Raw genomic sequence first — 25,142 nt, 5'->3', positions numbered from 1 at the left:
CCGTTTTTTATGTGGGCATTGATCAGTCTGCCTTAGTCGGCCTGATTGAAACAGGGCCTCTTATCACCGTTGTGCGACAAGAAGTTGCGCGTATATGCGCCCTACTCTGCTGTTAACCCAATGTCATCCACGTGCGACGCGTGCCTCAAATTGCCCTGAAATCGAGGGCAACTCGGCTGCAGTCTAATGCGGTGTGAGTTGTAGTTTCATAGGGCATTTTAACGGTTTCTTATGCCTGATCTCAGATTTAGCTCCTTACAAAAGCGATGGCGGGGATGGCCATCGACATGAATTCACCTGAATTGGAGACAGAGATGAAAAATCTCGCCATCGGTGCCCGTTTGTCAGTGACCTTTGCCTTTATGCTTGCCCTTATGGTGGGGCTTGCCATTGTCGCGGTCTGGCGCGTTGAAGCAGCGCGCGAGACACTCGCGCAAATCAACGAAGTCAATTCGGTCAAACAACGCCATGCAATCAATTTTCGCGGCAGCGTTCACGACCGCGCCATTGCTATTCGGGATGTGGTGCTGTTGCAGGCGGGCCCAGATCGCGATGCGCAGGTTGCGCTGATCGATGCTTTGGCTGCCACTTATGCTGAAAATGAAAAGCAGCTCGAAAAGCTATTGGCGGACACGGCCACCGTGCGCCCTGAAGAAAAAGAAATCGCAGCGCGTATTGCGCTGGTTCAAGCGGAGACCAATCCGTTGGTTGATGAAATCATCAACAAAATCTCTTCAGGAAATCCGCGACACAAAGCGCAGGCGATTACTCTGTTGCAAGAAGTCTCTCCGCTGTTTTCGGACTGGTTGAATGTGATCAATGAGTTCATTGATTTCGAAGAAGCGGCCAATCATTCTGCCGGTTCGACTGTCACTGCCTCGCTTGACAGCTTTGGTCTGCATGTGACGCTCATTCTCTTGGCGGCTGTCGCACTTTCTGTGTTCGCTGCGCGATACGTAACGCTGTCGGTGACCCGCCCAGTATCACATCTTCAGGCACTCTTGGGGCGCATGGCTGAAGGTGATGTGACTGCCGATGAAAGTCTTGGACAGAGAAAAGACGAGATTGGCGCGTTGGCACGAGTGGTTTCATCGCTTCGAGAGGCGATTGAGGGTAATCAGCGCAAAGAAGAAGAGATCCGCGAGAATGCGCGCCAGGTGGAGACCGTTGTGACCGCACTTGGCATGGGGCTGAAAGAGCTTTCCAAGGGCGATTTGACCTATCGTCTGGATGATGCGTTTGCTGGCGCCATGGATGTGCTTCGCAAAGACTTCAACACCTCGGCAGAGAAGTTGAACACGCTTTTGGGCGCAATTCATCGCAATTCTGAGTCTGTGAAACACTTCTCTTCTGAATTGGCCGGTGCATCACAGGAACTTGCACAGCGTACAGAAAGCCAATCGTCCACATTGGATGAAACGACCTCCGCGATGGAGGATCTGACCATCAGCGCAAAATCAGCGTCGAAAAACGCGCGCTCGGTCGAACGTATCGTATCCGAAGCACGCAAAGAAGCAGATCAGAGCGGTGGCATTGTGTCGATGGCCGTGAACTCGATGTCGAAGATCGAAGGTTCTTCGAACCAGATTTCGGCAATCATTTCGGTGATTGAGGATATTTCGTTCCAAACCAATTTGCTGGCGTTGAACGCAGGGGTGGAAGCCGCTCGGGCAGGTGAAGCTGGTCGTGGATTTGCGGTTGTCGCCTCTGAGGTACGTTCGCTGGCCCTTAGATCCACTGAGTCTGCGCAGGAGATCAAAGACCTCATCGCGCTCAGTTCGAGCCAGGTTACGGAAGGCGTTGATTTGGTTGGCCGCATGGGTGACGAGCTTAAGAGCATTGCTGACAAGGTTGGCGGGATCTCCGATATGGTTGAAGAAATCGCACAGGTCGTGGACCAACAATCCAGCACGATTGAAGATGTCAGCACTGGCATCGAGCAACTGGATCGTGTCGCGCAACAGAACAAAGAGATGGTTGAGCAGACCCAACAGCACTGCGCCACGCTTGAGGACAACTCTGAAGAGCTCATCGCGCATCTGGCTGTTTTCGAAATTGAGCAAGACGCGGTGGTTGTGAGCGACAGATCACTTGCCAATGGGCACAGCGCAGCAGCTTAGATCAATCGTTGATGCTTGTTCTTATAGGGGGTCCGGATGCGGGCCCCTTTTTCGGTTTTAGTGCTGCCAAAGAAGCGCAGTTGGCCGAGAGCTGAGATTAATAAACAGACACAAAAAAACGCCGCACACTACAGAGTGTGCGGCGTTCAAAGTCGTCGACTTCAGAGGGGCTTAGCCCTGAGCGGCTTTGGCCACTTCTGCTGCGAAGTCTTCTTCTTTCTTCTCGATGCCTTCGCCCACTTCCATGCGGACGTAGCCAACGATTTCCGCACCTGCTTCTTTGGCAGCTGCTTCAACGGTCAGGTCAGGGTTGATCACGAAGTTCTGGCCCAGCAGGGTCACTTCGGACATGAATTTCTTCATGCGGCCCACGATCATCTTCTCGATCACCTGCTCTGGCTTACCAGATTCACGTGCGATCTCGATCTGAACGTTTTTCTCTTTTTCAACGATGGCTGGGTCGAGGTCTGCTTCGCCCAGGGCCTGAGGGTTGGCCGCTGCGATGTGCATGGCAACCTGCTTGCCGAATGCTTCGTCGCCGCCTTTCAGCGCCACGAGAACACCGATTTTGCCCATGCCGTCGGTCGCTGGGTTGTGCACGTAGGAGGTCACAACGTCACCTTCTACGGACGCCATGCGGCGCACGGACATGTTTTCACCGATGGTGGCAACAGCGTCGGTTACGGTTTCTTCAACGGTTTTGCCGCCCAGATCCGCTGCTTTCAGCGCGTCAACGTCAGCAACGTTGATCGCTGCGCCAGCGATTTTGGCAACCATGGACTGGAAGTCCGCGTTTTTGCCAACGAAGTCGGTTTCGGAGTTCACCTCAACCGCAACACCTTTGCCACCTTCAACAGTGACAGCCACCAGACCTTCGGCAGCGGTACGGCCGGATTTCTTGGCCGCTTTCGCCAGACCTTTGGTGCGCAGCCAATCGATTGCTGCTTCCTGATCGCCATTGGTTTCGGTCAACGCTTTTTTCGCGTCCATCATGCCTGCGCCGGTCATCTCGCGCAGTTCTTTAACCATTGCTGCTGTGATCGCCATCTTAGGCTCTCCTCGTCAGAATTGGGAATGTGGGGGCGGGTGTACCCTGCCCCCATGTCAGATTTGCAACGTCGCTTACGCGTCTGCTGCGGCTTCTTCGGCCACGGCTTCTTCAACCGGAGCTTCGAATTCGCCGAGATCCACGCCAGCTGCGCCCAGCTGTGCGGTCATGCCGTCCAGCGCTGCGCGGGCTGCGAGGTCACAGTACAGGGAGATCGCGCGGGATGCGTCGTCGTTGCCTGGGATGATGTAGTCAACGCCGTCTGGGGAGCAGTTGGTGTCAACCACAGCCACAACTGGGATGCCCAGTTTGTTGGCTTCGGCGATCGCCAGTGCTTCTTTTTTCACGTCGATGACGAACAGCAGGTCAGGAACGCCGCCCATGTCGCGGATGCCGCCGAGAGAGGCTTGCAGCTTCTCCTGGTCGCGCTCGATGCCCAGACGCTCTTTCTTGGTCAGGCCTTCTGCGCCGGATGCCAGTTTCTCGTCGATCTCTTTCAGACGGTTGATGGACTGGGAAACGGTTTTCCAGTTGGTCAGCGTGCCGCCGAGCCAGCGGTGGTTCATGAAATACTGCGCGGATTTCTCTGCGGCATCTGCGATCGGCGCTGCGGCCTGACGCTTGGTGCCAACGAAGAGAACGCGGCCGCCTTTTGCAACGGTGTCACGTACGGCTGTCAGAGCCTGGTCCAGCATAGGAACGGTCTGGGTCAGGTCCATGATGTGGATGCCATTGCGGGAGCCGTAGATGAACGGGCCCATGCGTGGGTTCCAGCGCTGTGTTTGGTGACCAAAGTGCACGCCAGCTTCCAGCAGCTGACGCATGGAGAACTCGGGAAGAGCCATGCTATTTTCCTTTTCCGGTTTACGCCTTGACGGGGAGAAGTGAGAGCGGATGCTCCAACCGGCGGACCGACAGGGATGTCTCCCCTGTCCAAGCCCAAACCCCGTCTGCGGGTTTGAATGGCGCGCGTTTACACCAGCATTGGTTTGCTTGCAAGCACCTATTGTCGCGGAATCCCGAAATTGCAGGCCCCGCGGATCGCGGCGGGTTGACCTTTGCCTTGAGGCGGTGAATTTCGTTGGTCGACCGGTGTTGAGGCGTCAAGCGCCTTGGCGTTTTCTATGACGTAAAAGCCTGTTCAGTCAAACAACCAAGGAGCTGCCTTCATGATCAAACTCTATCATCTGAATCAATCCCGGTCATTGCGCATCATGTGGCTGCTCGAAGAGATTGGCGTGGCCTATGAGCTCTGCGCTTATCAGCGTAACAGCGAGACGTTTTTGGCACCTGAGGCGCTGAAAGAGATACATCCGCTGGGTAAAGCGCCCATGTTGGAAATTGATGGGCAACTGATCACGGAATCGGCCGCAATTGTTGAGGTTTTGTGCCAGCGATATGCGCCCCAGATGCTGCCAGCTAAGGAAAACAGTGCAGAGGCTATGGCCCATCTCCAATTGATGCATTTTGCAGAAGGGTCTGCGATGACACCTTTGCTTCTGGGCATCTATACAAGCCGTCTGGGCGAGGCAGCTGCGCCGCTGCAGCCGCGCATACGTTCGGAAACAAAGAACCATTTTGACTATATGGAAGCGCAACTGCGCCCGTCCGGTCATTTTGTTCTTGATGACTTGTCCGCCGTGGATGTGATGATGCTGTTCCCAGCACAAGCCGCAGTTCATCGGCTGGGCCTTTCAGAAGCATATCCGAAACTGACAGCATATGTGGCCGCCATAGAGGCACGGCCGGCTTTTCAGCGCGCACTGGCACGTGACAATGGTTGAGCGCTGAGCAGTTTTGGGGCGACATTCGCCCCATCACCGTGCCTTTTTGAAGAACTATTTTTTCAGGCCAGCGCGGATTTGGGTTTCAGCCGCACGCGCCAGTGACTTGCGATCGGCAAAGTCGCTGACGTTGAGCGGGGGATGGTAAATCACGTCAACTTGGCCCTGCCGTGGGGCTGCCAACGTGCAAAGCAGATGCGGACCAAAGTCCATATCTCCCCACCAGCCATAAAATCGAGGCTCTGCCCCTTTGGGGGCTGTGTAGTGCACCGTGACGGGTTGTATGACCATTTCTTCGCGCAGACGTGGATCAAAAAACGCCTCAAAGAGCGTGGTCTTGAACGGCAAGACCCTTTGGCTGTCGCTGCTGGTGCCCTCTGGAAAGAACAGCAGCTGGTGCCCGGCCAGCAGACGATCCTCAAACATTTGCTTGTGCGCACGCGCTTCGCGGCGGTCACGCCTAATGAACAATGTGCCCGTTGCCCGCGCAAGCCAGCCAATTCCGGGCCATTTGGCAACTTCCGCTTTGGATACGAAATAGACTTGTTGTGGCGCGTTGAGGGCAAAAATATCCAGCCAAGATGAGTGGTTTGCAACCACCGCACCGCGCCCTTTGATCGGTGTGCCGGTCACGGTGAAGCGAATGCCAAGCAGCCGGAACGCGTTGCGGCAGACAAATTGCGTGATGTGTGGGGTCCAGGGGCGTTGCAGCCCAAACAGCGGACGCTCGATAAGGCGCAATAGCAACAACAGCCCCAGACATCCAAACACCAAGATGGCCAGAGGAAAGCCGCGTGCAACAACGCGCAGAATGCCCATTGCCCCGAGTTCAGGCTGAACTGGATAGCCTTCTTCGCTTTCCCAAGTGCTCACAGTGCGCGCTCCTTTGTATAGAGCGCCCGGCTTTTCTCATTCATACGGGCGGTGTCAAGGATCAGGCAGACATCGGTGGTGTTAAAGGCATGGTCCAAAAACGCCCCTTCACCGACAAAACCACCAAGGCGCAGGTAAGCTTTGATCAAAGGTGGCACCGACAGCATTGCTGTTCGGCGGTCGATGTCCGCTTCGGGCAGCAGGTCCATCGCCTGAAACACCCCATCTTGCGCACGCGGACGGATATCTGACGGGGCCAGATGGCGATGGTGCAGGAGCGACAGTGCAGCGGCATGGCGGGCTATGTCGGTGCCGTGAAAGCTCGCAACGCCAAACAGCACTTCGATCTCATGATCAGCCACATATGCTGCCAGCGCGTTCCAGAGATGGAACATGCCCACCCCACCCCGATACTCCGGCAAGAGACAGGAACGCCCCAGTTCCAGCAAACGCCGGCCCGAGGCTTTCAGTGCCGACAGATCGTATTCGTCCTCTGAATAGAACTGTCCAATCTCTTCGGCTTTTTCCCCGGTCAGAAGTCGGTAAACGCCCACAACTTGCGCCTGCAGATCTTCGGAACGCGCGCGATCAATCAAAAGCAGATGGTCAAACTTTGGATCAAACCGGTCTTTTTCAAGCTCCTGGGCGTGATCCACCATAGGTCCATCCGCGCCCAGCTCTTTCACGAACACTTGGTAACGCAGATGCTGTGCGGCGCGAAGTTCCGCGTCAGACTCGGCAAGTTTAACTTTAAAGTCGCGGGACTGCTCGGTCATGGGAGCGCGTTTTCCTCTTTGTTTTGAGGCCTTTTACGCAGCTGAATCGGGGAAATCAATTCAGCCAGCAGAGATCATGTGTTGACGTTTCTGGATGGGCGTGAACACTTTATTAACCAAATTGGGTTTCAGATGCCGGCATCAACATGACGCGTGTACCATCAAGAACAACTTTGCCCGCATCCCGAAAGTTGACGGTGATTTTGCCACCGATATTGGACTGCACCTGCCCCAGGCCCCAATCGGGCTGTGTCGGATGTGTGACCAACATTCCGGGTTCAAGAAAGGCATTGAGATCATCCATTGGGCCACTCGTTTTCTAAAGGAATACAGATGTCAGATAATACGGATTTCTCCGCATTGGTAGGGTCACGGATTTGCCACGACCTGATCAGCCCGGTCGGGGCGATTGGCAATGGGCTTGAACTGCTTGCTTTGACCGGCGACGCAAAGGGCCCTGAGATGGAGATGATCGAGGACAGCGTAAAGAACGCAAACGCGCGCATTCGTCTGTTTCGCGTGGCTTTTGGCCAGCCAGGTGACGAACAGATGGTGGGCACGCAGGAAATACAATCCATCCTGAGTGATCTGGCGCCTGCGTCGCGGGTGGAAACGTTTTGGGAAGTCGAGGGCGCTGTGGCCCGCTCTGAGCTGCGTCTCGCCTTTCTGACGCTCATGTGCTTTGAAACATCGATGCCATTTGGCGGCACAATCAGCATCGCCAAGGAAGGCGCGGGGTGGTATTTGCTCGCAGAAAGCGAGAAACTGCGTGCGGACACCGATCTATGGGGTCCCGTGTCACATGGCGACGTACCCGAGGGACTTGTGCCTGCAAAGGTGCAGTTTGGCCTGCTGCCACAGGGGGTGAACCTTCTGGGGCGCACGCTCAATGTCTCGATGACCGATATGAGCCTGGAGGTCAGGTTTTAAACGAAAAAAGGCGCCGAAATCCGGCGCCTTTTGTTTTGGTCTACTGAAACTTAGGCCCGCGTGGTGCCGTCGCCTTCGACCAGATATTTGAAGCTTGTGAGCTGGGCTGCGCCAACAGGACCGCGGGCGTGCATTTTGCCGGTGGCGATGCCGATTTCTGCGCCCATGCCAAATTCACCGCCATCGGCAAACTGCGTGGAGGCGTTGCGCATCAGGATCGCGCTGTCCAGACGTTCAAAGAAACGCGCAGCGGTGGCGTCATCTTCGGTCAGGATACAATCGGTGTGATTGGAGCCATACTGACGGATATGTGCAATCGCTGCGTCGACGTCCGGCACCACTTTCGCGGCAATATCCATGTCGAGATATTCTTTGCCCCAATCCTCCGCTGTGGCGGGTGTGGTGCCTGCGATCTTCTGCAAGGTTTCATCGGCATGCACCCGCACCCCCGCATCCAGCAGCATCTGAATAAGCGCAGCGCCGAGGCTATCAACGAGATTTTCGTTGATCAGCAGGCATTCCGCCGCGCCACAGATGCCGGTGCGGCGGGTTTTGGCATTCAGGATCACATCCATCGCCTTTTGTGCGTCGGCAGCCGCATCCACATAGATGTGGACGATGCCCTCAAGGTGAGCAAAGACCGGCACGCGGGCTTCACGCTGCACAAGCCCCACCAACCCTTTGCCACCACGCGGCACGATCACATCCACTGTATCGACCATGGTCAGCAGTTCCTGAACGGCCGCGCGATCACGTGTGGGCACCAGCTGGATCGCGGCTTCGGGCAGGCCAACGGATTTCAACCCATCAACAAGGCAGGCGTGAATCGCACCGGAGCTGTGAAAGCTTTCAGAGCCGCCACGCAGGATCACGGCGTTGCCGGATTTCAGGCACAGCGCGCCCGCGTCAGCGGTCACATTGGGGCGGCTTTCATAGATGACGCCAATCACACCCAAGGGCGTGCGCACGCGGCGAATGTTGAGGCCGGAGGGCATGTCCCATTCGGTGAGCACTTCGCCGACAGGATCATCCTGTGCCGCAACCGTGCGTAGGCCGGTGACGATGCCACCGATGCGGTCTTCATCCAGCATCAGGCGATCCATCATAGCATCAGACAGGCCTTTGTCGCGGCCAAATTCGAGGTCTTTTTTGTTGGCCTCGATGATCTCGGCCCGGCGCGCCCAGACCGCATCGGCGGCGGCTTCTAGCGCGGCACGTTTCACCTCCGGCGGGGCAAAGGCCAGCTCCGCGCTTGCCGCTTTGGCTTGCGCGCCAATCTGGGCCATCAGGGCGGGGATATCTGCGATGTCTTTCATCAGATCTGTCCTTTGTGGTTGGTGAATTTTGCCTTCGGCGAAGGTTTTGAGCGCCTAGAGCGCCATGTCATCTCGGTGAATCAGTGCGGCGCGTCCGGGGTAGCCTAAAATCGGTTCAATGTCGCGGCTGTGGTGGCCTTTGATCTTGGCGGCATCTTTGGCGGCATAGGCGGTCAGCCCCTGCCCCAAACGGTGCCCGTTCGCATCGGTGATTTCAATCGGATCACCGCGGTTGAACTCTCCGTTTACGGCGGTCACACCTGCAGGCAGCAGGCTCTTTCCCGCAGCCAACGCGCGCGCGGCACCTGCATCCACCACCAGAGCGCCCTGTGGTTTCATCGAGTTGATCCACCGTTTGCGCGCGAGCTGAGGCGTGCCTTGGGCGGTGAACCACGTTGCATTCGCCCCGTTTTCCAGTGCCTGAACAGGGCGCATGGCAGAACCTTCGGTGATCGCCATGGCACAGCCGCCTGCGGTGGCGGTTTTGGCCGCCATCAGTTTGGTGATCATGCCGCCTTTGGACAGGCCAGAGACGCCTTCCCCTGCCATGTCTTCGATGTCGGGCGTGATGGTGTCGATGACATCAAAGCGTTTGGCGCTGGGATCGGTCATCGGGTTGGCGGAATAGAAGCCATCCACATCAGACAGAAGAATCAGATGATCTGCGCCTGTGGTGAGTGAGATTTGTGCGGCCAGCCGATCATTGTCGCCATAGCGGATTTCATCGGTGGCGACGGTGTCGTTTTCATTGACAATGGGCACAACGCCAAGGCTGAGCAGTTGATCCAAAGTTGCGCGGGAATTGAGGTAGCGGCGGCGGTTGGCGCTGTCCTCCAGCGTGACCAAGACCTGTGCGGTGGTGATGCCATGGGGCGCGAGCGCTTCTTCATAGGCGCGGGCCAGACGGATTTGGCCAACTGCGGCCGCAGCTTGGGATTGATCGAGCGTAAGGTCAGTGGCGGGCAGTCCAAGCGCGCCACGTCCCAAAGCGATGGAGCCAGAAGACACCAGCACCACATCGGTGCCCCGTGCCTTCAGCATGGCGACATCTTCGGCGAGGGCTTTCAGCCATTCGGCCTTCAATAACCCAGAGGTCCGGTCAACAAGCAGTGCCGACCCGATTTTCACAACAACCCGTTTTGCGTCAGTTAGGGTTGCCACGGTGCCTCTTCCTCATCCGCTGTTTCGTCGATCTTCTGCCGTACGCGGTCATCATCAATCTCTGCGCGCAGGGCGCGCAGCACTTCGGTGGTGCCTTCGTGACTTGCACCAGACATGAGCATCACAGGGCCGCCCGCAACCGCTTCGAGTTCCTCTTTGAGGAATGCGCGCTCTTCCGCATCCAGCGAGTCGATTTTGTTGAGCACAGTCACGCGCGGCTTGTCAGCCAGAATATCGGCGTAATTGGTGATTTCCTGCACAATGGTTTTGTAATCCTCAAGCAGCGTACCAGAGGTGCCATCCACGAGGTGCAATAGCACCGCACAGCGTTCAACGTGGCCGAGGAACAGATCGCCAAGGCCCCTGCCCTCGCTCGCGCCTTCGATCAGGCCGGGTATGTCAGCCACAACAAATTCCACGCCATCCACGCCGACAACGCCCAAGTTGGGGTGAAGCGTTGTGAACGGGTAATCCGCGATCTTGGGCCGCGCATTGGAGGTGGCGGCAAGGAAGGTGGATTTGCCCGCATTGGGCAGACCCAGAAGACCCACATCCGCAATCAGTTTCAGGCGCAGCCAGATGGTGCGCTCCACACCCGGCTGGCCGGGATTGGCACGGCGTGGGGCCTGGTTGGTGGCGGATTTGAAGTGCAGGTTGCCAAAACCGCCGTTGCCGCCTTTGGCGAGCAGGACGCGCTGTCCAACTTCGGTCAGGTCGGCAATGACAGTTTCCTGATCCTCATCCAGAATCTCAGTGCCCACTGGGACGCGCAAAACGATGTCATCCCCAGTCTTGCCGGTGCGCTGGTTGCCCATGCCGGGCTGGCCGGATTTGGCAAAGAAGTGCTGCTGGTAGCGGAAGTCGATAAGCGTGTTCAGCCCTTCGACAGCCTCCGCCCAGACATAGCCGCCATTGCCGCCATCGCCACCATCCGGGCCGCCGTATTCGATGTATTTTTCACGACGGAAGGATACACAGCCGCCCCCACCGCCGCCTGAGCGGATGTAGACTTTGGCAAGGTCGAGGAATTTCATAGCTTTTGTCCTTATACGGCGCGTGCAGCGCTCATACCTTGCCTTGCGGCAAGGCTCAATCCAGTTTCAGACTGTAGGTCCAGGTGGGGACATTTGCGTCACGTGCCACAGAGAAGCTCTCGGCATCCCCCAAATATTGGAACCCACAATTCGTCAGCACCCGCGCAGAGGCCGGGTTATCCTGAAAAACGCTGGCGAAGATTGTCCGGCTTTGAAGCGGGTTGGCATCGATCAGTGCCCGCACAGCACGTGAGGCCAGACCTGTGTTCCAGAAAGCTTTGCCAATCCAGTAGCTGATTTCCACTTGCCCCTCATCCACACGGGTGAGGCCAATCAGCCCCATGACTTCAGGCTGTCCATCGGCACTGCTGTCAATGGCCCAGACATCCTCAATGCGGTCTTCTGATTGCGCACGCGCAATAAACGCCTCGGTCGCGCCGGGTGGGATCGGGTGCGGGATGCTAGTGGTCATCCGCGCCAGTTCACGGTCTGCGGTGTGCATCTCGATCAGGCCCTGATCAGAGCGGCGCAGCGGGCGCAACACAAAGCGGTCTGTTTCGATCACAGGCTGGTTCACAATAGTATCCAATTTCATGCCTGTTCTCCTCCTCAAAGAACTACGTAAAGCACAGAGGCCACAGTCAGCGCGGCCAAAGTGCGCATCAAATAACGTTCGGCGGGTTTTCCGGCGACGGTCTGGGCAATCTGGTCTCCTGCATAGGTCCAGATCGGATGAAAGACGGCCTGCGCCGCCAAAAGACAGATGGCGATGGTGGCCGTGGCCTGCAACGCCGGTGTCGAAGGTGTTACAAAATTTGTGAAGCCGGCGACGATCATCGCCCAGGCTTTAGGGTTGAGTGGATGCACCAAAAGACCCGCCGCAAATCCGGGAGGCTGGGTCACCGCGTCGCGCTTTGGATCTAGCCTGAGATTGGCCACTTTCCACGCAAGCCAACAGATATAGGCCGCGCTCACCCATTTCAGAGCGTCAAACAAACCAGGCACGGTTTCGGCAAGCTCCATCAGGCCAAACCCAATCGGCCAAATGATCAATTGTTTGCCCAAAGCCACGCCAGCCACAAATGGCAGAGCGGCCCGAAAACCAAAGCGCGCACCGGTGGCCAACAGCGCCATGTTCGCAGGCCCAGGTGTGCCCACCTGACTTGCGGCAAAAACGCCAAAACTGATCACTGCGACGCTCATCGTCTGAATGCACCTTTAAAAAGAAAAAGGGACCGGCTGTTTCGCCGGTCCCTTAAATGTCTCATTACCCTTAAGGTCGGCTTACTCTGCGGCCTCCGCCACTGGCAGGACCGAAATAAAGGTGCGGCCCTTGAGGCCTTTGTGGAACTTCACGTTGCCGTCAACAGTTGCAAAGATGGTGTGATCTTTGCCCATGCCAACGCCTTCGCCTGGCCACATCTTGGTGCCGCGCTGACGCAGGATGATGTTGCCTGGGATCACGTTTTCGCCACCGTATTTTTTCACGCCAAGACGACGACCCGCGGAGTCGCGACCGTTACGGGAACTACCACCAGCTTTTTTATGTGCCATATCGTTAGTCTCCTATACTTCGCTTACTTCGCCAGTTCGGCTGCTTGTGCAACCCACTCAGGCTTTACTTTAACAGCGTCAAAGCTGTCTACGTCAACCGCTGCGAGCTGTGCAAAAGAGGTGATGCCTGCATCTGCCAGCTTTTTCGCTGCTGCCGGGCCCACACCGTTGATTGCAGTCAGGTCATCAGCTGCTGCAGCGGCTGGTGCCTCTGCTTTTGCTTCTGCCTTCGCCGCTTTCTTGGCTGGTTTGGCCTCGGAAGGTGCTGCAACGGAGCCTGCGCCCACGGCTGCTTTTACGCCAGACTTGTCTGCGCCGGACGCAAGAATGTCTGTGATGCGAACCAGAGTCAGTTTCTGACGGTGGCCCACGGTACGCTTGGAGCTGTGCTTACGACGACGCTTCACGAATTTGATCAGCTTTTCGCCTTTGATCTGGTCGATCACGTCTGCCTGCACGGCTGCGCCTTCAACGAAAGGTGCGCCAACAACGGTGGAGTCACCGCCAACCATCAGCACGTCGTTGAATTGGATTTTTTCGCCAGCGTCTGCAGCCAGTTTTTCGACACGCAGGATATCACCTGCCTGTACTTTATACTGTTTGCCGCCGGTCTTCAGGACTGCGAACATGTCCTATTCCTTCGATCTGATCGCGTCCTGTGGCCCCGCCCCCTCTCGGGTTTGGCGTTTGTGGCAATGCCTTTCGACGGTGCCGCCTCGAACAGCGCGTCCCTTGTCGGGACTGTGTTACAACAAAAACGCGGCGCAAAGTACACACTCCACGCCGGTGGCGCGCTTATGCTTTGGATTTCAGTGTTCGTCAAGCTTTATATTAAAGGCCTATATCGCCCTCAAAGCTCTTGCGCGGGCTGCAAATCACCCATCCGCACAGCCAGTGCCTGGAAGCGGTTCGCCATAACTTCGAAATGCACCGCATTCATCAGCTCATATACAGTCATCATGGCCGGGTCTTCCAGTGCTTCCGTATATTCAATCAGCTCTTCCAACGAAAAGTCCTGATACGTATAGGCGGCATTGCGCAAGGAAGAGAGCTCTATCTCCGCGTCCATTTCCGCCGCATTTTCCCGCAACGCGGCGCGCAACCCCTCTTCATCGGTACGCAAATCAACGACGCCCGCGTAAGAGGCTGCCAAAATGAAGCGCACCTGAATTTCCAAAATCGCGTCAGAGCCCACGTCTTCTGGGTCAATGGCCACCGTCATACGCTTAAACAGATCAACACGGGGATCATCATTGGCTTCCAAATCTGCAAGCAGCGCGCCACCCACCAACTCTTTTTCTTCATCATCCCCCATATGTGCGGCGTTTTCGACCGCCACGAGCCGCTGCCCCAAATCGCTTGCATAAAACGCTGCCGCATGGGCGAGACTGTCGTCATCCAGCGTCGCCTCTAAGATATCGAGCGCACGGTTGTGCATGAATTCGGTGTCAAACACCTCTTTGGTGAGAGCGGTCCATTGAAGGCCAAAATCCTCTTCTTCCAGCCCAAGCAGAATGGGGGCGGAAGAGGCTGACAATGCAATGGATTCAATCGCAACATCAAAGCCTGTGACCTGTAAGAAAGCTTCCACCCGCTCCCGATCGGCGGCCTGTGCAGGGGCTACAAAAACGCTCAGCCATGCAAACGCGCCAACAACAAAGACATGCGCCAGACGGGACAAAAAGACGGATGACGGGGCCAGAGGGGCGGTGAAACTGTTCATCCGCTTAAGCTAGTCGATTTCGATAGCAAAACAATGCAAATCCCACTTGCACCACATCACAAAGCCGATTAAACGACGCCCTCACCAAGACCACGGTCTATTCGGACGGAGAGGTGCCGGAGTGGTCGAACGGGGCGGTCTCGAAAACCGTTGTCCCTTCACGGGGACCCAGGGTTCGAATCCCTGTCTCTCCGCCACTATTGCTCCAGACTTCCGCCGATTTGATCGGAATGATCTATTTGATAATCATCTTAAGCCTGAATTGTCACCACTTTAAATTGCGCCATTTTAAGCACATTTTACGCCAATCCCATGCAGCACAACCAAAAGATTTGCTGGACACCAATAAATAAAGTTAAAGTAGAATATGCAACTTTAAGTATCTTGGATTTGTTCATTTTCTTTCAGTTGCTTAGGGATTTAGAAATCCAAGAGGACTAACGGTCACATCGTCGGTGATCATCCGTTGCAACAAATGCCAGAGCGAGGTCTCTATGGACAGTAGTCAGGTTAAACCAGAAACCAAGATTGGTTCGCTGAGCCAGCAGCACCTGCGAAATCGTCTTTTCGCGGCCATGGCTGTTTTGATGATCCCCTTGGCCGTTGCCAGCGCCGCTTCGGTATTCTTCCACAGGTCCGCCGCTGTTGGGTCTCACTATGTTTTGGCGTTTGGGCAATTGCTTGAAGGCGTGGCGCAAATTAAGGGCGATTTGGCGCAGGTTGAATCTGGGCGAAAAGACGCATGGGACGACACCGAGCGCGACTATGTCAAAACACTCGGCCTCTTTTCTGCGTTGCGCGCAGCGGATCCTGACGGCGAAGAAGTCATGGAAGAAAGCGCATCAGAGACGCGACAAGAGTTGACCGATCGCACGATTGAAGCGGGCATCAATCCAATCGCTTTGAGCCAGCAGCTTGGTTTGTATGGCCATGATATGCCAGACGATCTGGTTGACCTTTGGGAAGAAGAAAACGAGTGGCAAACTGAAGTGGCGGACGATCTGTCGCTGGAGAGTGCGATAGCATCGATCCTATTGGCAACCGCTCAGATCGTTGTTGACGAGAAAAACGACCATGCGAGCTTTACAAAGTTTTGGGCTGCGTATGATAATCTGCCTTCTGACCAGATCGCCCATGTTTCCGCGGTTCTTCGCGAAAAATCCATGCTGGCAGGACGCGCGCCGATTTACCTGTCTGCTCTGGTTTTGATTATTGCGATTTTTGCTGCGGCGTTTGCCTGGGTCTTTGTCGCACTACCACTGATCAAAGAGATTGTGCGCATGACCAAAGAGCTCCGCCAGGAAGCCAAAGCGGCACGCGCCTCTGATATGGCAAAAACGCAGTTTCTGGCTACGATCAGCCACGAATTGCGCACCCCGATGAATGGCGTGATCGGCGCGGCCCAACTTCTGGAAATGATAGATCTGCCTGAAGAAGACAAAGAGTTGATCGAGATCTTGAACTCTTGCGCCGACAATCAGATGGCCCTGATCGAGGAAATCCTGACCTTTGGCGAAATAGAAGCGGGTGCACTGCGCATCAAACCTGAGCCAATGGATGTGACGCGATTCATGAAGAACGCAACCAGCTTCGCCACTGTTCTGGCCAAGAAGAAAGACCTGTCGTTTGAGCTTTCTCTGCCTGAGGATGACACGATCATTCTTGGAGATGAAAAACGCATGCGCCAGATTGTGGTGAACCTCGTGGGCAATGCGGTGAAGTTTACGGAACAGGGCTCCGTCAAAGTGAAGGGAAGCATCGTCCCCTCGGAACATGCAAACGCAGGTGTTTTCCGTGTGGCGGTGACCGACACGGGACCGGGCATCGAGCCGGATATGCAAACGCGGATTTTTGACCGCTTCACGCAGGGGGACAGCGCATCGAACCGCAAGGCGGGCGGCACTGGACTGGGGCTTTCGATTGCACGCGGCATCGCGATCGAAGCCAAGGGTGACATCACGCTGGAAAGTTCCGTTGGGGTTGGCTCAACCTTTACGTTTGAAATGCCAGCCGAAATCATTATTCCCTCAACCAGCACAACAGAGAAAAAAGTGCCTGCAGAATGACAAAGACAGAACTGGCCGCACTCAATCCACGGATTTTGGTTGCAGATGACGAGCCGACTAACCTGAAGATCATGCAACGTATGCTGAAGCACTGCGGTCTACAGTGTGAGGTGGCGCATGATGGTGCTGAGAGCATCGAGAAGGCAAAAACCGGTGTGTTTGATCTTATCCTGATGGACATCAATATGCCGGAAATCGACGGCATCGAAGCCACGCAGGAGATCATGAAACTGTTGGGCAGTGACGCTCCAAAAGTGATTGCAGTGACTGCAAGTGTTTCAAACACGCAGAAGAAACTCTGCGAGGACGCAGGGATTGTCGGCTTTGTCGCAAAGCCTGTCAAGCTGGACACTCTGGTGGACGCTATGGCGGAATGTCTTTGCTGAGAATTCCCCCTCTCAGCGACGGAAGGCGCTTAACTAAACGCCTTCGTATTTTTGTTTACCTAAAAACTCTGCTTGGTGCCTATCACGTCTAAAGGCGTCAACAGTCAGGCGTCGATTGTGGCAACGATTTCTGCGTGCGTGTTTCTGGCGGTGGCGATGACTTCGGTTCCATGGCTCAGAGTTTGGGGCACCGGGTCTGCGCGCACAACGCCGCCCGCCTCCTGAACAAGCAAGATGCCAGCCATTGCATCCCATGCGTTCAGATGTGCCTCAAAGAAGCCCTCTGCCCGGCCCTGTGCAACGTCCATCAAGCTCACAGCCGCTGAGCCGTTGCGCCGATACTCCATACCGGCATCAATTGTGCGCGTAACCAGATCTAGATAGCTCTGCAGCGAGCATCGCCCAGAGCGGCCCAGCAGCAGCAAGGCCTCATCCGCACGCTGACAATCGGAAACGGCGACTTGCTCATCATTGCAAAAACACCCATGGCCCTTTTCGGCCCAACACAGCTCGTTGCGTGCCGGAACAAAAATCACCCCAAATGCAATGTCATTTCCTTCGCAGCAGGCAATGGAAATCGCCCAATCCGGGAGACCCCGCATGTAATTGGCGGTCCCGTCAATCGGATCAACAACCCAAACGCGCTCGCTGTTGCCAGAGAGCCCGTCCTCTTCGCCCAAGACAGCATCATCCGGGAAATGGGCTGCGATTTGGCTGCGTATCAGGGTTTCGACCTTGCGATCAGCCAGCGTCACAAAGTCTTGCAAACCTTTGCTTGCAACAAAGCCTGTTTCTCGCTGCTCAAAAAGCGACAAAGCCAACGCCCCAGCGTCGCGGGCAATCGCTTTGGCAAAATCGAGCCGGGATTTGTAGGATTTAGTCATAACTGCTCAATGTTGTTTGCCGAAAAATCGGCGTAAGATTTTGAATATACGTCTGAATTTCGGCATCCGGCGTTTCGATGCGTTGACGCATTTGTGCGACTGCGGCCAGCACTTGTTCTTCGGTGTCCTGGCGCATGGTTGACAACTGATAGGCGCCCCACCCGGCCTGTTCGATATCGTCACATCCGATCAGTTCGAGGTCATCAGGAAAACGCGTGCCCCAATCCGTGCGCAGCCTGTCCATCACGCCCATCGCCAAAAGATCTGTCGCGCAGAACACCCCATCAATGTCCTTGGTCGACAGGCCGAGCATCCCGGCAGCGTCGTGGCCTGCCGCATAACTTTGACCGTCGGCAACAAACTCCTGCAGCTCGACCCCTTCTTGCGCGCATTTGGAGACAAACGCCTGCACGCGGCCTGTGACCGAATAGGACTCGGTTTTCGGGCGCACAACCGCAAGCCGGCCACGTCGCGTGCGGGTGAGCATCGAAAACGCCAATGAGCCGGCCTGTGCGACATCAATCTGAACCGTGTCCGTGATATCCTGCATGGTCCCGCGGTTGATCAGTACCAGAGGCATCTGCAGCCGCCGACATTCCTGAATGATCTGAGAGGAAGGCGTGGCCGAGGTGATCAGCACCCCCGCCACATTATAGTTGAGCATCACGCTCACCCATTGTTCGACGTCATCGTTTTCCTCGATCGTTAAAAGGATGGGGCGATAGCCGTGACGAATAAACTCGCGTGCCGCAATCTTAACCTGCTGGGAGCGAAACGGCGTGTCCAACGAGGAGGCAACAATGCCCACCAGGTTGGATTGACGTGTTTGCAAACCGCGGGCCAGAAAATTCACGCGATAGCCAAGTTCATCAGCTGCCTTGAGCACCTTTTTGCGCGACGCCTCAGAGATCTTGGCACCATCTGTGAACGCCCGCGACACCATGGAGCGCGACACCCCCGCCCGGCGTGCCACATCAAAGGAGGTCACAGATTTTTTGGGCTCATCACTCAATGGTCAATCCTTTGCGTCGACAAATATCAGCGAATAGAAATGGTTGGTCCAGATTAACCATGTCAGGAGATGCGTCGACAATCTTTTCAATTATGGAGGGATCATCTCCATTGTAAGCAACCATAAATGGAATGTCGCTTGACCGTAGTTTCGAAAAGTCTGTCCAGTCATCGTGGATCGTGTATTCGATCAATGATGGGGCAAGGTTCGAGATTGTGTCTTCAAGTGTGTCGAAATCCTGCCTGCGCATCATCAGATGGGCCTGATCACTTAAGCCGCGCATATCTTTCAGCAGCTCTGCATTGAAAGACCAGAAGAACACACGGTCTTGCAGGCCAAAGGCTTCGACGCGCGCCCAAATCAGATCAGCCGGAGCAGATTTGAGTTCGATATAGAGTTTGCCCTCATAGAGGGAAGCCAGCTCAAGAACCTCATCAAGTGTTGGGATCTTTTCAGCGCGATAGAACGGCGAGAACCAGGCGCCGGCACTCAGGGCGCGCAGCTCTGCTAGCGTGTGGTTGCAAACCGGCCCCTGCCCGTTTGTCGTGCGCTCCAGCGTTGCGTCATGCAGCACGACCAGTTCGCGATCTGCGGTAACATGCACGTCGATTTCAACGTGGCTGAAGCCAGCAGCGAAACATGCATGCGCCGCACTGAGGGTGTTTTCAGGTGCGATTTTATTGGCGCCTCGGTGGCAGATGACCTGCGTGTTATTCCGAAAGCGCACCGGGTTCACCAGCTCAGGCCGATCAGAGCAGATGCCAAGCACGGGTTTGCCACGCAAATCCGCCATACGCCTTGGATCTTCCTCGTGCCAGAGCACCACCTTTTTGCCCAATGTGTCGCATTTCTGAAAGAACTCATCCGTCAGAAGATCCTGCGGGCGGGCAAGCTTTTCCCAACATAGGTGGATGATGTCAGCGTCTTTTGACGCCTCAAATGGATCCACGCCAATTGGGATCAGCGCGGCCAGCGGATAAGGGGTCTGCGCCGCTCTCAAGGCGCGCACGGCCGAAGGATCAAACGCGCCAAGAATTGCGCGGGTGATGCCTGCCGCCTGAAGCATGCGCGATGTTTCCACCGAAGCTTCTGGCGCCTTGATGTCTGCGTAGATCCCGCAGTTGGCCTCTTTGGCCAATGCGATGATGTCGGACAGCAAGGGCGCCTCGCCCTCACTCACTGCGTTCCGGACCTCGGCATAAGACAGCTGCGCCAACGCACGCCCATCGACAAGCGCGAAATCATGAAAGGCGATCACCTGCCCGTCTGCAGTTTGATGCAGATCGACCTCCCACATGTCCGCACCCAGTTTGGCAGCCAGTGAAAATGCACCCAATGTGTTTTCCTGCGCATAGGCACTGGCACCGCGATGTGCAATCGACATGGGGCGTTTGGGTGAAAGCCAATCAGACATCAGATGCGTGCCCCGTCTGGAGTGAATGCCAATGCGTGGTCATGGGAAATGCCCCAGTTTACGCTGTCGCCAAGCTTCAGGCGCGGACCCGCCGCTTGAATGGAGCGCAGAACCGATCCATCGGGCAAGGTGACATTATAGAGGTCTTCGCGCCCCTGTGTTTCCACAAAGCTGATCTTACCCGTGATCCCAGTGCCGAACTGTGGGCCAAAATACTCTGGGCGGATGCCCAGTTTGACCGCGCCATTCACTTTGGCGCGCAGGCTATCGGCGATGGTAATTTGGCTTGGGCCAACCTGAAACACATCTGCATTGACCTGTGCATCCAGGAAGGAAATCGGCGGGTTGCCAAGGAAGCCAGCCACAAAGGTGTCGACCGGGTCATTGTACATTTGATCAGGTTCGCTGAGCTGAACGATCTTGCCACCTTTCATCAGAGCAATGCGATCACACATTGACATGGCTTCGACCTGATCGTGGGTCACGAGAATGGCGGTGATGCCGGTTTCCAGCTGAATGCGCCGGATTTCAGAACGCATCTCAAGACGCAGTTTGGCGTCAAGGTTGGCGAGGGGTTCATCCAGCAAAAGTACGTCAGGCTTGCGCACAAGTGCGCGCGCGAGCGCCACCCGCTGTTGTTGGCCGCCAGACAGCTGCGCAGGCTTGCGATCCAGCAATTCAGGGATATGCACCAGCTCTGCAATTTCTGCCACTTTCTTGGCAATGGTCGCATTGTCGAGCTTTTGCACCCGCAAGGGGAAGGCAATGTTGTCGCGGATGTTCATATGCGGATAGAGCGCATAGTTCTGAAACACCACACCCACATTGCGCTGTTGCGATGGCAGGTTGGACACATCGCGATCGCCAAAATGCAGGGTGCCGCCGTTCATGCGGTGGATGCCGCAAATGGTGAACAATGTGGTCGACTTACCGCAGCCAGATGGGCCAAGCAGCGCCATCATCTCTCCGCTTTCAACAGTCAGGTTCAACTGGTCGATGACGGTCAGATTGTCGAATTTTTTGGTGAAGTTTTCGAGCCTAAGTTGCATCAGCCTTTCGAGCCCCCGCCGTAGATATTCATGAGTTTTTTCTGGAAAACCAGATAGATGACGATAACCGGTATGGCGTAGAACAGGCCCACCGATTTGAAGAGGTTGAAGTCAGGTTTCGCATCATCAAGGATGAGCGCGGACAGATAAGTCGACAGGACCTGCGCGTCATTGCCAGGTGCAAGCACCAGTGGCAAAACAAACTCAGACCAGCCAGACAGGAAAGAAAAGATCAGCAATGCGGCAAGTCCGGGCTGCACCTGCGGCAGCACCAATTTCCACCAGACCGTGAAACGGCTTGCCCCATCCTGCACACCGGCCATCTCGATCTCCCATGGCACTGTGTCATAGAAGCCTTTCATGATCCAAATGCCAAATGGCAACTCCAGAGCAGCCTTTACAAGGATCACCCCCATCAAGGAGTTATAGAGCCCAAGAAACTGCAGGATCAGAAAAATCGCAATGATCAGCGTGATCGTCGGAAACGCATGCAGAACGATCAGGCCTGCCAGAAAGAAACGCCGCGCCGGGAAGTTCAAACGAGACAGGGCATAGGCCGCTGTCAGCGAAATAGAGGTGACAGCCACCGCCGTTGTGGAGGCAAACACAAATGTGTTCCATGTCACCGCCCAGATCGAAGAGCGACCAGTGGCCGGCTCTTCCCAGAGGAAGCGCCAATGCTCGATCGTGAACATCTGTGGCCAGATTGATCCCGGATATGGGTTGGTGAATGTGTCCACGATCTGGAACACAAACATGATCAACAGTGGCAAGGACACCAGCGACAGAATGGCAATCACTGGCCATGATTTGAAATTCGCGTTCATGGCCTTACCCCTCGATCCGCGGCTTGGTGACAAGCTCTTTGAAGTTGAAGAAGCGCAGGTACAGCAGGCTGGCTGCAATGCCGATGATCACGAGGATCAAGGCGTAGGCTGCACCAAACCCATATTGCAGGTTGCCGCCATAGTTGTTCAGCGCCGTATGGTAAGCCGCCAATGCCCAAACCTCTGTTGCACGTCCCGGCCCACCGTCGGTGGAGAGCAAGATATATTCAAAGGACGTCAGCAAAGAGAGCGTCTGGTATGAGGTTGTGAACAGGATCGGCCAGCGCAGTTGCGGCAGGATGATATAGCGCACCTGTTGCCAGCGGTTGGCTCCATCCACCTCTGATGCGTAAAGCATCGAGGACGGGATTGCCTTAATCGCGGAGGAAAACAGGATCATGCCAAGGGACGCGCCCACAAACCCGTTGATCAGGATCACAACGACCCATGCGTTGGTGGCAGTGTCTAGCATCCAGTTGCGCGGTGCTATGCCAAGGTAGCCCGTGATGGTTGCCAAAAACCCTGTGTCCCAAGTGAACCACTTCCACATCAGCACATAGAGGACGGGCGGCAAAATACGCGGCAGAAACCAGATCGTGCGGAACGTCGCCGCCATACCCGGAGAGAGGTAAAAGGTTGAAATCGCAAGAAACAGACCAAAGCCCACGTTGAAGCCAAGGGTCAACGTAACGTAGATCACCGTGTTCATCGCATAGCGGTAAGAGCTGTCGAGCGAGAACAAAAGTTTCATGTTCTCTGTGGTCCAGACCCAGCCTGTGTAGGCTTCTTTGACCAGTATGTCCTGATCTGCCTGAGGAATGCCAACACCGTCCAGAGCGGTGCGGAAGGCCGCCTCGCTGCCAAACCGCTCATCCATCACACTCGTCTTGAAAAGCTCTGCGAGGGCTTTTCGATCACGCGTGGACCTGATGCGATTGTCACGCAGATCCTTCAGCGCGCGCTCCATATCCCGGCGTGCATCGAATTTTGCGCCGCTGTGCAAGGCTGCGAGTTCGTCTGCCGTTGCCTGATCACGGGCTTCTGCGAGGCGTGCGAGGCCGGCGTCATCCACCAGATAGCCCGCATTTTCGAGCGCGTCATAGGTTTCGTCAGACACGCCACTGGCTTTCACCCCGCGCAGGTCAGATTGAGACAGCAGGTAGTCCCCGCCGGTGATGCCCGTCGAGGTGGACATATTGGTAAAGGCGAAGAACACCGTGAGGATGACCGGGGCAAGGAAAAACAGCGCAACAACAATCAGTGCAGGCGCAAGAAATCCAAACCCAAGCGCATTGAAGCGTGGCATGGTCGGCTCCGAAAAAATAGTCAGGGATCGGGGCCGCAAACGCCGCCCCGATCAAGGTTTGATTTATTTGACGATCAGGTTGTCGCCGAGTTTCGCAGTCAGTTCGCTTTCCAGCTCTGTAACAGCATCTGCTGGGGATTTGACACCTGTCCAAGCGGCTTCCAGACCTTTGAACATCGCTTCAGAGAAGGCGCCGTAGTCCAGATTGTTTGGCTGAGCATTTGCTGTACCAAGCAGACGCTCGGTTGCCTCAGAGGCCCAACGATCGTTGGAATAGATCTCGATGTTGGACTGCTGTTTGGAAATGCCAAGGTGTGCAGACTGGATCGCGTGCAGCGAGTTCATGCGTGGTTCAGAAGCGATTTTCACCAGCTGTGCGGCGATATCTTCGTGATCATCGTTTTGCTGATCGGTCACCAGATACACCAGAGGGTGCGTGATGGTGTTGGCGCGGCCGTTGTCGTTGCCCGCTGGGATCAGACCAAATTCAATGGTGCCAAAGAAGTCTTCGTTGCCTTCTTTGCCAGTGTAACGCGCATAGTGCCAGGTGCCGCCGTGCCAGGTTGCAGCTTTGCCGTTGGCCACTTCGCTGTACCACTGGCCCCAATCTGTGCCGAGGTGGTTTTTACGTGTGATACCCGCATCAACAGCATCTGCGAAGAACTGATAGAAGGCTTCCATGGCAGCTTTGTCGAGCACGAGCTTGCCGGTTTCCGGATCCTGAAGCACGCCACCAAAGGATTGGTAGAACTGCGCATAGTCCGGACCATTGGATGGACGTGGATAGAAACCATAGCCCTCTTCTACGAGGCCCATTTCAACCGCTTTCTTAGCGTCTTCCAGCACGTTTTGCAGGGTATATTCACCGGCTTCGATTTTGGCTGGCAGCGCTGCGATATCTGCATCGGAATAGCCGATGCCACGCATGGTGTCTTTCCAGAAGAAGAACGGACGGCTCTCTGCGTCCTGTGGGATGCCCCACTGGATGCCGTTATATGCCGCGATTTCGAGAAGGTTCGGATAGATGTCGTTCAGCGGCCAGGCGTCGAAATCCAGATAGTCTTCGGTTGGCACAATGTAGCCTGCTTGGCTCCATGGTGCGATGTCGAGGTGGCTTGTGACGACGATGTTTGGCGCGGTGCCGGCTTCTGCCGCCAGGGTCACTCCTTGTTTGAACTCTTCCCAGCCGCCAAAATCACGTTTGCCTTCTACGGTAATGTTGAGCTCACGCCCTTCAATCGCCGCTTCACGCTCCAGCATATCTGCCGCGAGTTCAATCGCTGTGATCCGGTAAGCATCCGCGTCATTAGAGCCGCCAGCCCAAACAACGATGTTCACATCTTCAGCCAATGCCGGAACCGCGGCAGCGCTCAACATAAGCGCGGCAAAGGCGCCTTTAAATTTGGAAACGGTCATTAGGTACTCCCCTGATTTCATCCCGCATCAAACTTTCGCACACGTGTGCAAAAAGCTCTCTAAGTTGGGTTTGTGTCACCTGTGTGAAAGGTCTGTATTTTTCCAGAAAAAATTGATCAGGACACTTAAGCCGCAAAATAGCTGAAATTGCCGATATATTCACAGGCTCACAAATCATGTGACACAACTCCTCCCAGCGCCATAAATGAACACGTGTGCATTTGTGTCAACAAAAATTCACAAATTCTGAGAAAACGGAGCCGCGCAAATTCTCTCGCAACACGCCCAAGGCAGCACTTGCCACACTATGAAGGGGCTTCAAAGACCCAAAGAGGCACACGTAAAAGAAAAACATCCCTGCCCTCATTCGCGCTGGATGTTCGGTTTGCCCTGCTTCTAAATCGGCAAGCACAATCGCATTCTAAAAACACTGTTTTGCCGCGATTTCACGTCAGCTGCAGCG

The 25,142-nt window shown here is 55.5% G+C and carries 25 protein-coding genes and 1 tRNA gene; 6 read left to right on the top strand and 20 right to left on the bottom strand.

Going from position 1 to position 25,142, the window contains the following annotated elements; all coding sequences use genetic code 11:
* The first annotated feature begins 314 nt into the window (after positions 1 to 314).
* Positions 315 to 2,120 (top strand): methyl-accepting chemotaxis protein, encoded by a 1,806-nt coding sequence (locus J7413_RS01540; protein WP_209095721.1) that lies wholly within the window; start codon positions 315 to 317, stop codon positions 2,118 to 2,120.
* A gap of 171 nt (positions 2,121 to 2,291) precedes the next feature.
* On the opposite strand, the gene tsf is transcribed toward J7413_RS01540, so the two are convergent.
* Together tsf and rpsB are read right to left on the bottom strand one after the other, a co-directional pair.
* Positions 2,292 to 3,167: a translation elongation factor Ts gene (gene tsf, locus J7413_RS01535; protein ID WP_209095720.1), complete on the bottom strand. Its 876-nt coding sequence runs from the start codon at positions 3,165 to 3,167 to the stop codon at positions 2,292 to 2,294.
* Positions 3,168 to 3,242: 75 nt separating this feature from the next.
* Entirely contained in the window at positions 3,243 to 4,013 is a 771-nt protein-coding gene (gene rpsB / locus J7413_RS01530) for a 30S ribosomal protein S2 (RefSeq protein ID WP_058240801.1), read from the bottom strand.
* Positions 4,014 to 4,337: 324 nt separating this feature from the next.
* Between rpsB and J7413_RS01525 the strand changes: the two genes are divergently transcribed.
* Complete coding sequence (locus J7413_RS01525) at positions 4,338 to 4,952, top strand: glutathione S-transferase (RefSeq protein WP_209095719.1); 615 nt, start codon at positions 4,338 to 4,340, stop codon at positions 4,950 to 4,952.
* A gap of 54 nt (positions 4,953 to 5,006) precedes the next feature.
* On the opposite strand, the gene J7413_RS01520 is transcribed toward J7413_RS01525, so the two are convergent.
* The 3 genes from J7413_RS01520 to J7413_RS01510 all read right to left on the bottom strand — a co-directional run bounded on the left by J7413_RS01520 (position 5,007) and on the right by J7413_RS01510 (position 6,905).
* Positions 5,007 to 5,825, bottom strand: coding sequence for a lysophospholipid acyltransferase family protein (locus J7413_RS01520; RefSeq protein ID WP_348538709.1), 819 nt, complete (start codon positions 5,823 to 5,825; stop codon positions 5,007 to 5,009).
* Positions 5,822 to 6,601, bottom strand: a complete 780-nt coding sequence (locus J7413_RS01515; RefSeq protein ID WP_209095718.1) for a GNAT family N-acyltransferase — start codon at positions 6,599 to 6,601, stop codon at positions 5,822 to 5,824. The genes J7413_RS01520 and J7413_RS01515 overlap by 4 nt, the downstream gene beginning before the upstream one ends.
* A 112-nt stretch (positions 6,602 to 6,713) precedes the next feature.
* Positions 6,714 to 6,905: a DUF3553 domain-containing protein gene (locus J7413_RS01510; RefSeq protein ID WP_209095717.1), complete on the bottom strand. Its 192-nt coding sequence runs from the start codon at positions 6,903 to 6,905 to the stop codon at positions 6,714 to 6,716.
* 29 nt (positions 6,906 to 6,934) lie between these two features.
* Between J7413_RS01510 and J7413_RS01505 the strand changes: the two genes are divergently transcribed.
* The gene (locus tag J7413_RS01505; protein WP_209095715.1) at positions 6,935 to 7,531 is read left to right on the top strand and encodes a histidine phosphotransferase family protein; all 597 of its coding nucleotides are present in this window, start codon (positions 6,935 to 6,937) and stop codon (positions 7,529 to 7,531) included.
* Positions 7,532 to 7,581: 50 nt separating this feature from the next.
* Here J7413_RS01505 and J7413_RS01500 read toward each other — a convergent pair whose 3' ends face one another.
* The 8 genes from J7413_RS01500 to J7413_RS01465 form a co-directional block, all read right to left on the bottom strand.
* Positions 7,582 to 8,847: a glutamate-5-semialdehyde dehydrogenase gene (locus tag J7413_RS01500; protein WP_209095714.1), complete on the bottom strand. Its 1,266-nt coding sequence runs from the start codon at positions 8,845 to 8,847 to the stop codon at positions 7,582 to 7,584.
* Between the two features lie 54 nt (positions 8,848 to 8,901).
* The gene (gene proB, locus J7413_RS01495) at positions 8,902 to 10,008 is read right to left on the bottom strand and encodes a glutamate 5-kinase (protein ID WP_209095713.1); all 1,107 of its coding nucleotides are present in this window, start codon (positions 10,006 to 10,008) and stop codon (positions 8,902 to 8,904) included.
* The gene (obgE, locus tag J7413_RS01490) at positions 9,996 to 11,042 is read right to left on the bottom strand and encodes a GTPase ObgE (RefSeq protein WP_209095712.1); all 1,047 of its coding nucleotides are present in this window, start codon (positions 11,040 to 11,042) and stop codon (positions 9,996 to 9,998) included. The genes proB and obgE overlap by 13 nt, the downstream gene beginning before the upstream one ends.
* A gap of 55 nt (positions 11,043 to 11,097) precedes the next feature.
* Positions 11,098 to 11,637 carry a GNAT family N-acetyltransferase gene (locus J7413_RS01485; protein WP_209095711.1) on the bottom strand — a complete coding sequence of 180 codons (540 nt, stop codon included), beginning with the start codon at positions 11,635 to 11,637 and terminating at the stop codon, positions 11,098 to 11,100.
* 14 nt (positions 11,638 to 11,651) lie between these two features.
* A complete protein-coding gene (locus J7413_RS01480; RefSeq protein WP_209095710.1) occupies positions 11,652 to 12,245 on the bottom strand; it encodes a LysE family translocator in 594 nt (197 codons plus the stop codon).
* Positions 12,246 to 12,326: 81 nt separating this feature from the next.
* Positions 12,327 to 12,596 carry a 50S ribosomal protein L27 gene (gene rpmA / locus J7413_RS01475; RefSeq protein WP_108890078.1) on the bottom strand — a complete coding sequence of 90 codons (270 nt, stop codon included), beginning with the start codon at positions 12,594 to 12,596 and terminating at the stop codon, positions 12,327 to 12,329.
* Positions 12,597 to 12,619: 23 nt separating this feature from the next.
* Complete coding sequence (locus tag J7413_RS01470) at positions 12,620 to 13,225, bottom strand: 50S ribosomal protein L21 (protein ID WP_209095709.1); 606 nt, start codon at positions 13,223 to 13,225, stop codon at positions 12,620 to 12,622.
* Positions 13,226 to 13,446: 221 nt separating this feature from the next.
* Positions 13,447 to 14,319 (bottom strand): DUF2059 domain-containing protein, encoded by an 873-nt coding sequence (locus tag J7413_RS01465; RefSeq protein WP_209095708.1) that lies wholly within the window; start codon positions 14,317 to 14,319, stop codon positions 13,447 to 13,449.
* 107 nt (positions 14,320 to 14,426) lie between these two features.
* Between J7413_RS01465 and J7413_RS01460 the strand changes: the two genes are divergently transcribed.
* The 3 genes from J7413_RS01460 to J7413_RS01450 all read left to right on the top strand — a co-directional run bounded on the left by J7413_RS01460 (position 14,427) and on the right by J7413_RS01450 (position 16,771).
* Positions 14,427 to 14,516 (top strand) — tRNA-Ser (locus J7413_RS01460).
* A gap of 297 nt (positions 14,517 to 14,813) precedes the next feature.
* Entirely contained in the window at positions 14,814 to 16,385 is a 1,572-nt protein-coding gene (locus tag J7413_RS01455) for a HAMP domain-containing sensor histidine kinase (protein ID WP_209095706.1), read from the top strand.
* On the top strand, positions 16,382 to 16,771 hold the full coding sequence (locus J7413_RS01450) for a response regulator (protein ID WP_209095704.1): 390 nt from the start codon (positions 16,382 to 16,384) through the stop codon (positions 16,769 to 16,771). Before J7413_RS01455 ends, J7413_RS01450 begins: the two co-directional genes overlap by 4 nt.
* 104 nt (positions 16,772 to 16,875) lie before the next feature.
* On the opposite strand, the gene J7413_RS01445 is transcribed toward J7413_RS01450, so the two are convergent.
* The 7 genes from J7413_RS01445 to J7413_RS01415 form a co-directional block, all read right to left on the bottom strand.
* A complete protein-coding gene (locus tag J7413_RS01445; protein ID WP_209095702.1) occupies positions 16,876 to 17,655 on the bottom strand; it encodes an inositol monophosphatase in 780 nt (259 codons plus the stop codon).
* Positions 17,648 to 18,667, bottom strand: a complete 1,020-nt coding sequence (locus J7413_RS01440; protein ID WP_209095701.1) for a LacI family DNA-binding transcriptional regulator — start codon at positions 18,665 to 18,667, stop codon at positions 17,648 to 17,650. The genes J7413_RS01445 and J7413_RS01440 overlap by 8 nt, the downstream gene beginning before the upstream one ends.
* Entirely contained in the window at positions 18,660 to 20,081 is a 1,422-nt protein-coding gene (locus tag J7413_RS01435) for a glycerophosphodiester phosphodiesterase family protein (RefSeq protein ID WP_209095700.1), read from the bottom strand. Before J7413_RS01435 ends, J7413_RS01440 begins: the two co-directional genes overlap by 8 nt.
* Positions 20,081 to 21,130: an ABC transporter ATP-binding protein gene (locus J7413_RS01430; protein WP_209095699.1), complete on the bottom strand. Its 1,050-nt coding sequence runs from the start codon at positions 21,128 to 21,130 to the stop codon at positions 20,081 to 20,083. Before J7413_RS01430 ends, J7413_RS01435 begins: the two co-directional genes overlap by 1 nt.
* Positions 21,130 to 21,957, bottom strand: a complete 828-nt coding sequence (locus J7413_RS01425) for a carbohydrate ABC transporter permease (RefSeq protein WP_209095698.1) — start codon at positions 21,955 to 21,957, stop codon at positions 21,130 to 21,132. The genes J7413_RS01430 and J7413_RS01425 overlap by 1 nt, the downstream gene beginning before the upstream one ends.
* A gap of 4 nt (positions 21,958 to 21,961) precedes the next feature.
* Positions 21,962 to 23,263, bottom strand: a complete 1,302-nt coding sequence (locus tag J7413_RS01420) for a sugar ABC transporter permease (protein WP_209095697.1) — start codon at positions 23,261 to 23,263, stop codon at positions 21,962 to 21,964.
* 63 nt (positions 23,264 to 23,326) lie between these two features.
* Complete coding sequence (locus tag J7413_RS01415; RefSeq protein ID WP_209095695.1) at positions 23,327 to 24,679, bottom strand: extracellular solute-binding protein; 1,353 nt, start codon at positions 24,677 to 24,679, stop codon at positions 23,327 to 23,329.
* Between the last annotated feature and the right edge of the window lie 463 nt (positions 24,680 to 25,142).

This window comes from Shimia sp. R10_1 (genome assembly GCF_017744095.1).
In the GTDB taxonomy this organism is placed as follows: Bacteria; Pseudomonadota; Alphaproteobacteria; order Rhodobacterales; family Rhodobacteraceae; genus Shimia.
The sequence above is the reverse complement of the archived record's forward strand: the minus strand, read 5'-3'. Positions and strand labels throughout refer to the sequence as shown.

What these genes read in the sequence shown, in the direction of transcription:
- J7413_RS01435 (WP_209095700.1), bottom strand. Translation starts at nt 20,081, where the DNA reads ATGTCTGATTGGCTTTCACCCAAACGCCCCATGTCGATTGCACATCGC.
- J7413_RS01500 (WP_209095714.1), bottom strand. Translation starts at nt 8,847, where the DNA reads ATGAAAGACATCGCAGATATCCCCGCCCTGATGGCCCAGATTGGCGCG.
- J7413_RS01540 (WP_209095721.1), top strand. Translation starts at nt 315, where the DNA reads ATGAAAAATCTCGCCATCGGTGCCCGTTTGTCAGTGACCTTTGCCTTT.
- rpsB (WP_058240801.1), bottom strand. Translation starts at nt 4,013, where the DNA reads ATGGCTCTTCCCGAGTTCTCCATGCGTCAGCTGCTGGAAGCTGGCGTG.
- J7413_RS01415 (WP_209095695.1), bottom strand. Translation starts at nt 24,679, where the DNA reads ATGACCGTTTCCAAATTTAAAGGCGCCTTTGCCGCGCTTATGTTGAGC.
- J7413_RS01505 (WP_209095715.1), top strand. Translation starts at nt 6,935, where the DNA reads ATGTCAGATAATACGGATTTCTCCGCATTGGTAGGGTCACGGATTTGC.
- rpmA (WP_108890078.1), bottom strand. Translation starts at nt 12,596, where the DNA reads ATGGCACATAAAAAAGCTGGTGGTAGTTCCCGTAACGGTCGCGACTCC.
- J7413_RS01480 (WP_209095710.1), bottom strand. Translation starts at nt 12,245, where the DNA reads ATGAGCGTCGCAGTGATCAGTTTTGGCGTTTTTGCCGCAAGTCAGGTG.
- J7413_RS01525 (WP_209095719.1), top strand. Translation starts at nt 4,338, where the DNA reads ATGATCAAACTCTATCATCTGAATCAATCCCGGTCATTGCGCATCATG.
- J7413_RS01425 (WP_209095698.1), bottom strand. Translation starts at nt 21,957, where the DNA reads ATGAACGCGAATTTCAAATCATGGCCAGTGATTGCCATTCTGTCGCTG.
- J7413_RS01445 (WP_209095702.1), bottom strand. Translation starts at nt 17,655, where the DNA reads ATGACTAAATCCTACAAATCCCGGCTCGATTTTGCCAAAGCGATTGCC.
- J7413_RS01420 (WP_209095697.1), bottom strand. Translation starts at nt 23,263, where the DNA reads ATGCCACGCTTCAATGCGCTTGGGTTTGGATTTCTTGCGCCTGCACTG.
- J7413_RS01465 (WP_209095708.1), bottom strand. Translation starts at nt 14,319, where the DNA reads ATGAACAGTTTCACCGCCCCTCTGGCCCCGTCATCCGTCTTTTTGTCC.
- J7413_RS01485 (WP_209095711.1), bottom strand. Translation starts at nt 11,637, where the DNA reads ATGAAATTGGATACTATTGTGAACCAGCCTGTGATCGAAACAGACCGC.
- J7413_RS01455 (WP_209095706.1), top strand. Translation starts at nt 14,814, where the DNA reads ATGGACAGTAGTCAGGTTAAACCAGAAACCAAGATTGGTTCGCTGAGC.
- J7413_RS01450 (WP_209095704.1), top strand. Translation starts at nt 16,382, where the DNA reads ATGACAAAGACAGAACTGGCCGCACTCAATCCACGGATTTTGGTTGCA.
- J7413_RS01510 (WP_209095717.1), bottom strand. Translation starts at nt 6,905, where the DNA reads ATGGATGATCTCAATGCCTTTCTTGAACCCGGAATGTTGGTCACACAT.
- tsf (WP_209095720.1), bottom strand. Translation starts at nt 3,167, where the DNA reads ATGGCGATCACAGCAGCAATGGTTAAAGAACTGCGCGAGATGACCGGC.
- obgE (WP_209095712.1), bottom strand. Translation starts at nt 11,042, where the DNA reads ATGAAATTCCTCGACCTTGCCAAAGTCTACATCCGCTCAGGCGGCGGT.
- J7413_RS01470 (WP_209095709.1), bottom strand. Translation starts at nt 13,225, where the DNA reads ATGTTCGCAGTCCTGAAGACCGGCGGCAAACAGTATAAAGTACAGGCA.
- J7413_RS01430 (WP_209095699.1), bottom strand. Translation starts at nt 21,130, where the DNA reads ATGCAACTTAGGCTCGAAAACTTCACCAAAAAATTCGACAATCTGACC.
- J7413_RS01515 (WP_209095718.1), bottom strand. Translation starts at nt 6,601, where the DNA reads ATGACCGAGCAGTCCCGCGACTTTAAAGTTAAACTTGCCGAGTCTGAC.